This is a genomic window from Streptomyces sp. MZ04 (assembly GCF_004684775.1).
GTDB lineage: Bacteria > Actinomycetota > Actinomycetes > Streptomycetales > Streptomycetaceae > Streptomyces.
Map to the genome: position 1 here is coordinate 1 of NZ_SRIC01000272.1, position 10,745 is coordinate 10,745.

At 71.8% G+C, this 10,745-nt stretch carries 8 protein-coding genes and 1 pseudogene; 4 read left to right on the forward strand and 5 right to left on the reverse strand.

Features of this window, described 5'->3' with window-relative positions; translation table 11 throughout:
* Positions 1 to 90: 90 nt before the first annotated feature.
* Complete coding sequence (locus tag E2651_RS35165) at positions 91 to 2,007, forward strand: hypothetical protein (RefSeq protein WP_135335317.1); 1,917 nt, start codon at positions 91 to 93, stop codon at positions 2,005 to 2,007.
* 30 nt (positions 2,008 to 2,037) lie between these two features.
* Here the strand turns inward: E2651_RS35165 and E2651_RS35170 are convergent, their stop codons facing one another.
* From E2651_RS35170 to E2651_RS35185, 4 genes are read right to left on the reverse strand one after another with little or no spacing between them, the layout of a single operon-like run.
* Entirely contained in the window at positions 2,038 to 2,562 is a 525-nt protein-coding gene (locus tag E2651_RS35170; RefSeq protein WP_245239429.1) for a GNAT family N-acetyltransferase, read from the reverse strand.
* Between the two features lie 26 nt (positions 2,563 to 2,588).
* On the reverse strand, positions 2,589 to 3,287 hold the full coding sequence (locus tag E2651_RS35175; protein WP_135335318.1) for a TetR/AcrR family transcriptional regulator: 699 nt from the start codon (positions 3,285 to 3,287) through the stop codon (positions 2,589 to 2,591).
* Positions 3,288 to 3,343: 56 nt separating this feature from the next.
* Entirely contained in the window at positions 3,344 to 4,414 is a 1,071-nt protein-coding gene (locus E2651_RS35180; RefSeq protein ID WP_135335319.1) for a PDR/VanB family oxidoreductase, read from the reverse strand.
* 1 nt (position 4,415) lies between these two features.
* Positions 4,416 to 5,330, reverse strand: coding sequence for a metal-dependent hydrolase (locus E2651_RS35185; protein WP_135335320.1), 915 nt, complete (start codon positions 5,328 to 5,330; stop codon positions 4,416 to 4,418).
* Between the two features lie 203 nt (positions 5,331 to 5,533).
* On the opposite strand from E2651_RS35185, the gene E2651_RS35190 reads away from it, so the two are divergent.
* The 3 genes from E2651_RS35190 to E2651_RS35200 all read left to right on the forward strand — a co-directional run bounded on the left by E2651_RS35190 (position 5,534) and on the right by E2651_RS35200 (position 9,194).
* The gene (locus tag E2651_RS35190) at positions 5,534 to 7,183 is read left to right on the forward strand and encodes a glycoside hydrolase family 13 protein (protein WP_135335321.1); all 1,650 of its coding nucleotides are present in this window, start codon (positions 5,534 to 5,536) and stop codon (positions 7,181 to 7,183) included.
* Between the two features lie 25 nt (positions 7,184 to 7,208).
* The gene (locus tag E2651_RS35195; protein WP_135335322.1) at positions 7,209 to 8,243 is read left to right on the forward strand and encodes a LacI family DNA-binding transcriptional regulator; all 1,035 of its coding nucleotides are present in this window, start codon (positions 7,209 to 7,211) and stop codon (positions 8,241 to 8,243) included.
* A gap of 75 nt (positions 8,244 to 8,318) precedes the next feature.
* Positions 8,319 to 9,194, forward strand: coding sequence for a phosphatase PAP2 family protein (locus E2651_RS35200; RefSeq protein WP_135335323.1), 876 nt, complete (start codon positions 8,319 to 8,321; stop codon positions 9,192 to 9,194).
* 9 nt (positions 9,195 to 9,203) lie between these two features.
* Here E2651_RS35200 and E2651_RS35205 read toward each other — a convergent pair.
* Positions 9,204 to 10,622 (reverse strand): annotated as a pseudogene (locus E2651_RS35205) (amidohydrolase family protein); the annotation flags it as partial.
* Positions 10,623 to 10,745: the final 123 nt, after the last annotated feature.

Below are 10,745 nucleotides of genomic sequence, written 5' to 3' on the forward strand. Positions count from 1 at the left end.
GTGGGGTTCAGCGGGTGGAGGTTGGCCTGAAGGGGCGGGTCCGCTGCCGGGCGCATCAACGACAGGTGACCATCTGAGGATTCGCTCGTTTTGCTGAACGTGTCGTCGAATGTGCAGTCCCCGCCCCAGGATGCCCCCGGCATCGTCGATGTCGAGCAGGCCGAAGCCGCCCTCGTCGAGCACTACCCACGGCTTGTGCGGCTCGCCTACCTGGTGCTGCCGCCCAGCCTCGGACGCAACCGGCGGGTCCTGACGGCCCATTCGCTCACGCAGCGCGCGCTGCCCCGCAGCCGCAGGTCCGGGGACGAGGCGGTCGTCCCGGTGCAGCGCGCGGGCGACGGACGCCGCCAGGGCGATCCGGGGTACGCGTATGTGCGCCTTCGCGTCGTGCGCACCGCCCTGGAGGCGGGTCTTCCACTGCGCTGGACGGCCGTCCCCAAGCGCTCGCAGTTCCCGCCGCTGCTCCCCCAGGTCCGGGGCCTGCGCCTCTTCCCCCGCTCGGGAGGCGCCGACGAACTCGCCCTGGACCAGCGGCTTTCCACCCTCTCCGGTGCGGCCCGCGCCGCGTACGTGCTGCGCGGCCTCGAGCGCCTCGATGACGGCGACGTACGCAAGGTGCTCGACGCGGCGGGCGTCGACGACCCCGGTGCCGCGCTCGCCGAGGCCGACGGTGTCGACGCGCGGTACGAACTCCTCGCCTCGCCCGAGTTCGACCCCTGCTCGCTGCAGGCGCGGCCCACCGATCTGATGCGGCGCAGGCAGCACATGAAGGCCGCGGGCGTCGCGGTGGCCGCCGCGCTGGTGTGCGGGGCGCTGCTCGGGCTGCCGGGCGACGGCTGGGCGCCGGACGGTGCGGCGGCTCCCGCGTACGCGAAGAATCCCGCCGGGCAGGCCGCCCTGGATCCGGGGAAGTTGACGCTTGTCGGCGCCGGTGAGTGGAAGCGGTCCGCAAGGACCGACTTCTCCGTGTGGCCCGCGCGGGGTGAACTGACCGGCGACAAGGCCCTGTTGCGCCGGGCGCTCGCGGTGTGGGCGCGGCCCGGCGAGTCGGTGCAGGTGTCCGCGACGCCCGGTACGGCCGCCGGCGCTCCTCCCGGCCCCGCTCAGCTGCTCTTCGCGGGCGAGGCCGACGCGGCCAGGGTCGTGCTTCTCTACGACGGTCTTCGCGTGGTGCGTTACGCCGAGCCGAAGGACGACACCAGCGGCGCCGCGCTCGACTTCGCGCGCGTGGACGGCGCGAACAGCGCCGAGGCCGGTGCCGTACTCGTGAACCGTACCGACGGCAACGTGCGGTATCTGACGGCGCCTTGGGTGAAGGGTGTCGCGGTGCGTGATCTGGTGAAGGGCACGGCCGCCACCGCCCTCGAGCGGGACGCGGACGGGGTCACCGAACCCTTCGCCAGCCCCGCGCAGGCCAGTTCGTGCACGTCCTGGAACGCGCTGCAACTGCGCGACAACTCCGGGACGAACCGTCTCTCCACCGACCTGGGCGAGCTCGTCCCCGCCCACCTGACGGCCGGCCGCCCGCAGGCCCCGCGCGAGGCCACCGCCGCGGACTGGGCCCCGACCGCGTGCTCCCTCTCCGCGGCGCGCTCGAACGGGGTGCGGACCGTGAACGCGTGGGCGTACGCGCGCCAGGCGCTGCCCGAGGCCAACGGCATCGCGCAGTGGGTGTGCACGCGGGCCGACACCTGGCGGGGCGGCGGCAGCCGGATGCTCGCGCAGTTCCAGCCGCCGGGGTCGGCGGCCGCCGCCGTCGCGGCGAAGGCGGAGGACGCCCCGGCCTGCGGCGGACGCGAGCCCGCGGTGCTCGCCGGGGTGCGCTGGAAGTCGCGCGGCGGGACGTGGTACCTGCTGGGCGGCGGCAGCAAGGAGGTCGCGTCGATCACCGCGTCGGGCGGCACGAAGGTGCCCGGCAACACCCTGGCCGCACCGGTCGGGCGAGGCGACCGGGCGGGCCTGAGCGGCAGGCTCACCGACGGCGGCAAGATCTCCACGCTGCGGTGAGGCGACCACCGGACCACTCCCCGGGAGGCTTCACCCCAGCCGCTTCTCCAGCAGCAGCACCCCGTACGTGCTCCCGTCCGCCGCCACCTTTCCCGGCAGCTCCCCCACCACCGCGTATCCCGCGCCCTCGTAGTACGCGCGCAGCCGGGGGTTGGACGTCACGCAGTCCAGGCGGCAGCGGTCGAGGCCCGCCTCGGCGATGCGCTGTTCCGCGCGGGACAGGAGCGCGCGGCCCGTGCCTGCCGGGGCGCCCCGGCGGGTCATCAGCCGGTGCACATAACCGGCGACCGGCGGCTGGACGCCCCAGGCGGGCTCGTCCGCCCACCAGATCTCGTACGCTCCGGCGACGTTCGTGCCGTCGTACGCGAGCCAGACCTCGTCCGCAGCGATCCGCTGCCGGAAGTGCTCCTCGCCCTTCCCGCCCGGCTTCCACTGGTCGATGCCCCGCTCCAGCATCCAGCGCGCGGCGCCGTCGTAGAGGGCGACCAGCGTGGTGATGTCCTCCTCGCCGGCCGGGCGGTGGGTCAGCCGCTCCGCGGCGTCCGTCGTCGTCACGCGGGAAATGTACGACGGGCCGCAGGTCAGGCCTGCTGCGGGGCCAGTCCGATCAGGCGGGTGATCAGGTCGGCGAACAGGCCGTCCGCCGGTTCGTCGGCGAGCACGGTGCGCAGGATGTCCGCCATCTCCTCGTCGAACGCCGCGCTCACGGCGGTCAACGCCGCGAAGTCGTGGACCAGTTGGAGCTCCAGCTCGGCGCGCGGAATGCGGCGCCCGTCGAGCCAGATCAGTGCCGTGGACTCGGCGAGCGAGATCCAGGAGCGGATGACGAGCTCGAGCCGCGCGGGCGGGTCCGTGACACCCAGGTGCGCGAGGATCTGGACGTACGCGGCCTGGCGCACCGAATCGATCAGCGCGTTCGTCGTCGACGAGCCGACCGCGGGGCCGCCGCGCATCAACGCGGAGAAGCCGGGTCCGTGGCCGTCGACGAAATCGAGGAAGCGGCCCATCACACGCAGCAGCCGGGCCCCCAGCGGGCCTTCCCTCGGCTCCACGAAACGCTCGGCGAGGTCGTCGGCGGCACGCTGCAACGCCGCTTCGTACAGGCTGAGTTTGCCCGGGAAGTAGTGGTAGACCAGCGGTCGCGAGATGCCCGCGGCCGCCGCTATCTCGTCGATGGACACATCGTCGGGCGAGCGGTGGCTGAACAGGTCGAGGGCGACCCCGATCAGCTGCTGCCGCCGCTCTTCGACACCCATTCTGCGGCGCACCCCGGTAGTCATGCGAACACCTTACCGAGCGGATCCGGCCGCCCAAGGGGCCGGTCCGTCCCAACTGTTCACAGGTCGAGGACGATGCGGCCCCCGTTCGCCCGTGACACGCACATCAGCATCGAGTCCGCGCGCTCCGCGTCCGTCAGGAGCTCGTCCCGGTGGTCGATCTCCCCTTCCAGGACGCGCTGTTGGCACGTTCCGCAGAATCCCTGTTCGCAGGAGTACATGGTGTCGGGCAGCTCCGCGCGCACCGCGGCGAGGACCGTGGAGTCGGCGGGCACGTCGATCGTCCGTCCGCTGCGGCGCAGTTCCACCTCGAAGGCTTCGTTGCCCTCGGTGGACGTATGGGGCGTGAACCGCTCCAGGTGGAGTGCGCAGCCTTCGGGGACGCGCTCGGCGACCGCGTCCATCAGGCCCTCGGGACCGCAGACGTACACGGCGGTGCCCGGCCGCAGTCCGGCCAGGAATCCGGTCAGGTCCGGTTGGCCGCCCTCGTCGTCGGCGGCGACCGTGACCCGGCCGTCCACCGCCCCGCCCAGCTTCTCGACGTCCTCCAGGAAGGGCATGGAGGCGCGGGAGCGGCCCGCGTACAGGAGCCGCCAGTCGTGGCCCGCCGCGTCGACGGCCCGCAGCATCGGCAGGATCGGCGTGATGCCGATGCCGCCCGCGACAAAGACGTACGCATCGGCGTCGGCCAGCGGGAAGCGGTTGCGCGGCCCGCGGATCTCGACCTCCACCCCCTCCTGAAGCTGCTCGTGCACCTCGCGCGAGCCGCCGCGGCCGCCCTGCTCCTCGCCGATCAGACGGGTCGCGACGGTGTACGAGGAGGTGTCCTCGGGGTCCCCGCACAGCGAGTACTGCCGGACGAGACCCGACGGCAGCACGAGGTCGAGGTGGGCGCCCGGCTCCCAGGGCGGCAAGTCCTCGCCTTCCAGGCGCAGTTGTACGACGCCGTCGGCGACCTTCTCGTGCCGGGTGACCAGGAGCCGCAGCGCGCGGGAGCGCGGGCGCCCCGATATCGGCTCCTCCAGGGTGGGCAGCGGCCACAGCGGCGAGGCGTCGATGCGGCGCCGCATGGCCCGCCTGGCGAGGACGGCCGCGCCCGCGACGAGCAGGACGGTGCGGATGCGGGGCATGTCAGCGGGCTCCGTTCGTCGCGGCGTCGGCGGCGGTCGCCGCGGGCGAGGAGGCCAGATAGGCGAGAGCCTGCTCGGTGCTGCCCTCCTGGGAGGGGTGGTAGCCGCGGCTCAGATAGCGCGGGATGGAGCGGATCATGTCGGGAGTGGTGGGCAGCGTGCCCTGCCTGCCGCGCTGGTAGAAGTCCTTGAACGAGGCCTTGCCGCCGATCAGCGTCGGGTCGTTCTCCATGAAGAACCGTGCCCCGCGCTGCCAGAGGAACACCAGGGCGGAGAAGGCCGTGGCCCAGGTCCTCGCGCGCCGCCGGTAGCCGCCGTCGACGTGCATGAACAGCTCGAAGGCGACGGAGCGGTGCTCGACCTCCTCCGCGCCGTGCCAGCGCAGCAGGTCGAGCATGGTCGGGTCGGCGCCCCTGCGGTCCAGCTCCTCGGCGTTCAGGACCCAGTTGCCGAGGAAGGCGGTGTAGTGCTCGATGGCCGCGATCATCGCGACGCGCTCCATCAGCCACCACTTGCGGGCCTTGCCCGGCGGCAGCGTCTTGTCGCCGAGCAGCTTCTCGAAGAGCCAGTCGACCTGGGCGGTGTACGGCGTCGGGTCGAGGCCCTGCTCCTTGAGGTGGGGCAGCACCTCGTCGTGGGCCTGCGAGTGCATGGCCTCCTGGCCGATGAAGCCGATCACGTCCTCGCGGAGCCGCTCGTCGCGTATGTACGGAAGCACCTGCTTGTACACATGGACGAACCAGCGTTCACCCGCGGGCAGCAGCAGATGGAGGACGTTGATCGTATGCGTGACGAAGGGGTCGCCCGGCACCCAGTGGAGCGGGGTGTTCTCCCAGGAGAAGGAGACTTTGCGTGCCTTGAGCGCGGTGTGCTCGGACGCGACGGGCTCGGGCGCCCGGCTCTGCGTATTAGACATGGCGTCAATGTACTGATGGGTAAGTCTTCGGGTACAGGTGTGTGCAGCGGATTCTTCGGCGATTGTTCTGGGGGGCTTCTTCGCCGATTGCTCCAGGGGCCCGATGACAGCCGCGGGGCCGCGACGCGATGCCGTTCTCGTGACCTTCGCCTTCCGCGCGACGTTCATCGAGGTGTCCGCACCCCGTATCCCCGAGGGACTTCATGACCCAGCACGTCACGGCCGCCCTTCCCGCCGACGCCCCGTCCGACGCCGCCGCGCGCCGTGAGTGGTGGCGCGACGCCGTCATCTACCAGGTCTATCCGCGCAGTTTCGCCGACGGCGACGGCGACGGCATGGGTGATCTGCCGGGCATCACGGCCCGACTCCCCTATCTGCAGCGGCTCGGCGTCGACGCCGTGTGGCTCTCCCCCTTCTATCTGTCCCCGCAGGCGGATGCCGGGTACGACGTGGCCGACTACCGCGCGGTCGACCCGATGTTCGGCACCCTGCCGGACGCCGACGATCTCGTACGGGAAGCGCACGCGCTCGGCCTGCGGGTGATCGTCGACGTGGTGCCCAACCACTGTTCGGACCAACACAAGTGGTTCGCGCGGGCGCTGCGCGAGGGCCCGGGTTCGCCGTGGCGGGAGCGCTTCCACTTCCGTCCGGGCAAGGGTGCGGACGGCTCCGAGCCGCCCAACGACTGGGAGTCCGTCTTCGGCGGCCCGGCCTGGACGCGGGTGGCGGACGGCGACTGGTACCTCCACCTCTTCGCGCCCGAGCAGCCCGACTTCAACTGGCAACACCCGGCGGTGCACGAGGAGTTCCGCTCCGTCCTGCGTTTCTGGCTCGACCTCGGCGTCGACGGCTTCCGCATCGATGTGGCGCACGGCCTGATCAAGGCGGCGGGCCTGCCCGACATCGGCCACGGCGAGCAGGTGAAGCTGCTCGGCAAGCAGGCGGTGCCGTACTTCGACCAGGACGGTGTGCACGAGATCTACCGCGAGTGGCGACAGATCCTCGACGCGTACGAAGGTGAGCGCGCGGCGGTCGCCGAGGCGTGGACGCCGACGGTGGAGCGCAGCGCGCTGTACATCCGCCCGGACGAACTGCACCAGGCCTTCAACTTCGAGTATCTGACGACGGGTTGGGACGCCGCCGCGCTGCGCGCCGTCATCGACCGCTCCCTCGACGCGATGAACGCCGTGCACGCGCCGGCGACCTGGGTGCTCTCCAACCACGACGTCGTACGGCACTCCACGCGCCTCGCCGACGGCGACGCGGCCCGCGGCCTGCGCCGGGCCAGGGCGGCCACGCTCCTGATGCTGGCACTGCCCGGATCCGCGTACCTCTACCAGGGCGAGGAGCTGGGCCTGCCCGAGGTCACCGAGCTGCCGGACGAGGTGCGCCAGGACCCCGCGTTCTTCCGTACGAGGGGGCAGGACGGGACGCGGGACGGCTGCCGGGTGCCGCTGCCCTGGTCCGGGGAGCGGGCGCCGTTCGGTTTCGGCCCCGTCGAGGGCGGCCCGAGCTGGCTGCCGCAGCCGGACAGCTGGAGGGACCTGTCCGTGGCGGCCCAGGAGGGCGACCCCGGCTCCACCCTGGAGTTCTACCGCCGCGCGCTCGCCGCGCGCCGCGAGCACCCGGCGCTCGGCGGGGGCCGCCACCTGGAGTGGCTCGACGCTCCCGACGGCGTCCTGTCCTTCCGCCGTACGACGCCCGGCGGCACGCTCGTCTGCACGGTGAACCTCACCGCCGAAGCCGTCACGATCCCCACCCCTGGCACCGTGCTCCTGTCGAGCGCGGAGCTGGATCCCGGCGCCGCCGAAGTGAGCGTCCCGGCGGATTCGGCGGTCTGGTGGGCAGCCTGAGATGTGACCGGTACAGTCCAATCCTGTGACCGCGCGACTGGCCGACATCGCAGCGCAGGCGGGGGTCAGCGAGGCGACCGTCAGCCGGGTGCTCAACGGCAAACCGGGCGTCGCCGCGGCCACCCGCCAGTCCGTGCTTGCCGCGCTCGACGTGCTCGGCTACGAACGTCCGGTGCGGCTGCGGCAGCGCAGCGCGGGTCTTGTCGGCCTGATAACGCCGGAGCTCGAGAACCCGATCTTCCCCGCGCTCGCCCAAGTCATCGGGCAGGCGCTGACCCGCCAGGGGTACACACCGGTCCTCGCGACGCAGACTCCGGGCGGCTCCACGGAGGACGAGCTGACGGAGATGCTGGTGGACCGTGGCGTCAGCGGCATCATCTTCGTCTCGGGCCTGCACGCCGACACCACGGCCGACATGGGGCGCTACGACCGGCTGCGCGCGCAGGGCGTGCCGTTCGTCCTGGTCGACGGCTTCTCCCCGAAGGTGCGGGCGCCCTTCATCTCGCCGGACGACCGCGCGGCGACGCGCCTCGCGGTCACCCACCTCGTCTCCCTGGGGCATACGCGCATCGGGCTCGCCCTGGGCCCGAAACGGTTCGTGCCCGTACAGCGGAAGATCGAGGGCTTCGTACGCACGATGCGGGACCAGCTGGCACTGGACCCCGAGGCGATCGAATCGGAGCTGGTCGAACACTCGCTGTACACGCTGGAGGGCGGCCAGGCGGCGGCGTCCGCGCTCCTGGACCGCGGCTGCACGGCCGTCGTCTGCGCGAGCGACATGATGGCGCTGGGGGCGATACGGGCGGCGCGGCAGCGCGGACTCGAGGTCCCGGACGACGTCTCGGTGGTCGGTTTCGACGATTCGCCCCTGATCGCGTTCACCGATCCGCCGCTGACCACGGTGCGCAAGCCCGTACCCTCGATGGGCCAGGCCGCGGTGCGTACACTCCTCGAGGAGATCGGCGGCACCCCCGCTCCGCACAGTGAATTCGTGTTCCTGCCCGAGCTGGTTGTTCGAGGTTCAACAGCCTCTGCCCCTGGGGGACGCACTCGTCCGTAGGGCGTAGGGAATGCGACCTGAACCAGACCTTGGGATGATCGGGCATAGGGTGTGAATCTGGCAGACTCTGTGCCTATGGGTGAGATGACTGTGACGACACTGGAAGGCCAGCAGCGGCCCACCACAGCACCCAACGCGGGCGAGGAAGCCGACCGCAAGGGGCGCACGATGCTGCGCCGACTGCGCGCCCCCCGACGCCCCCGGCTCTGGTTCGAGATCCTGCTGATCGCGGTGAGTTACTGGACGTACTCCCTGATCCGCAACGCCGTGCCGGAACAGAAGTCACAGGCCCTGCGCAACGCCGACTGGATCTGGCAGGCCGAGCAGAACCTGGGTCTTGCCGTGGAGCAGAGCGTCAACCACGCGGTGAACTCGGCGACATGGCTCATCGTCGGCATGAACTACTACTACGCGACGCTGCACTTCGTGGTCACGCTCGGTGTCCTGGTGTGGCTGTTCCGCAAGCATCCGGGGCGTTACGCGGCGACGCGCATGGTGCTCTTCGCGACGACGTTGGTGGCCCTGCTCGGCTACTACCTGTATCCGCTGGCACCCCCGCGCCTGATGAACGGCAACGACTTCGTCGACACGGTCCTGGTCCACCAGACCTGGGGCTCCATGGCCTCCGGCGACCTCAAGCACATGTCGAACCAGTACGCCGCGATGCCGTCGATGCACATCGGCTGGTCCCTGTGGTGCGGCCTGACGATCTTCGCCCTGGCGTCGGTGCCGTGGGCGAAGGTGCTCGGCCTGCTCTACCCGACGGTGACCCTGGTCGTGATCGTGGCCACCGCCAACCACTTCTGGCTGGACGCGGTGGGCGGCATGATCTGCCTCGCGTTCGGCTTCGCGGTGGCATGGGTCTGGTACGGGAGCATGCCGTACTCCCTGCCGAGGGAGATCGCGGTGCGGGGCGAGAGCTCTGCCCTCGCCCCACCCCTGAAGACCTGAGGCCCCGGCTCAGGCCTCCCGGTGTGTGATGTGGCCTCCCATCACGGTCAGACGGACCGGCGCCTCGGCCACCTCGTCGGCGGGCGCCGCCACCGGATCGAGGCCGAAGGCCGTCAGATCCGCCCGGAAGCCGGGCGCGATCCGCCCCGCCACCGCCGCCTCACCCGCGGCGACCGCGGCGTGCGAGGTGCAGCCTTCAAGGGCCTGGAGCCCCGTGAGCCCCTGCGAGGGCCCGGCCGCCCCACGGGGCACTCGCGCGGTCGTAAGCACCTGACGGACGTCGTAGTGCGCGATGGGCCAGTCGGAGCCCAGGGCGACCACCGCGCCCGCGTCCCGCAGATCCCGGGTCCGCCAGGCCCGCGCGGCCCGCTCGTCGCCGAGCCGCTTGGACCACTCATCGGTGTGGTCGGCCCGCGTGTAGGCGGTGTGCGGCGGCTGCATCGAGGCGATGACGCCGAGCTCCGCGAACCTCGGCACCGTGTCGTCGGGGACGGTCTCGATGTGCTCGATCCGGTGCACGAGGCGCCCGCTCGGGCCGAGCCCCGCGACGGTGTCGAGCACATGCCGCACGGCGGCGTCCCCGATGGCGTGGGTCGCCGTCCGCACCCCGGCCGCGTGCAGCCGCCGTACGGCGTACGTGTACGCATCCGGGTCCGGCCAGAAGGCCTCGGTCCCCTGCCCGTGACAGTCCGCGTGCTCCAGCCAGGCGGTGCCGCCCTCGACGGTGCCGTCCATGAAGAACTTGGCCCCGCCGACGAGCCAGTGCCGTCCTTTTTGGGCCTGCAACGCGATGAGCTCGTCGAGCCCCTCGTCCCCGATTCCGGGCATGCACCAGGGCGCGAGCCGGAGCCGCAGCGGAAGGGTCGTCTCCGCCTCGATCGCGGCGAGCAGGCCTGGTACGTCGTCGCCTCCCATGTCCATCACATGGGCGCCGGTGAGGCCGGTCGCGGCCATCGCGGAGAGCAGCTCGACGAGGCGGGTGCGGCGCTCGGCGTACGAGGGCTTGGGCAGGACGGCGGTGACGAGATCCATCGCGGCGTGCTCGATGAGGTGACCGGTGGGGCGCCCGTCCGCGTCGCAGACGACGCTGGCCCGCTGGGCGAACTCACGCGGGCCCTCCACCCCTGCCGCGTGCAGGGCAGCGCCGCTGACGAGGGCGGAGTGGCCGTCGTAGAGGCGGATGAAGGCGGGGGCGCCGTCGAGTACGTCCTCGATGAGCACGCGGTCGACGGGGCGCCCGCCGAAGGCGTTGTGGTCGAGCCCCCAGGCGACGATCCAGCCGTCGACGCGGGCCGCGGTGCGCAGGGCCCGGCGGAGTGCCTCGAGATCGCGTACGCCGCTGAGGTCCTCGCCGGTGGCCATGTCCAGGCCCAGGACGGGGTGGCTGTGGGAGTCGACGAGGCCGGGGGTGAGGGTGGCTCCGCCTAGGGCGCGTATCGAAAGTAGATCTTGGTGATGGGCTCGCCTTACTTCGCAGGTAATCGTCTCGGCGTGCCTGCACAGGCAGGATTGGCGATCTCTCCGCGTCGCAGGACGCGGACCAGGACGGAG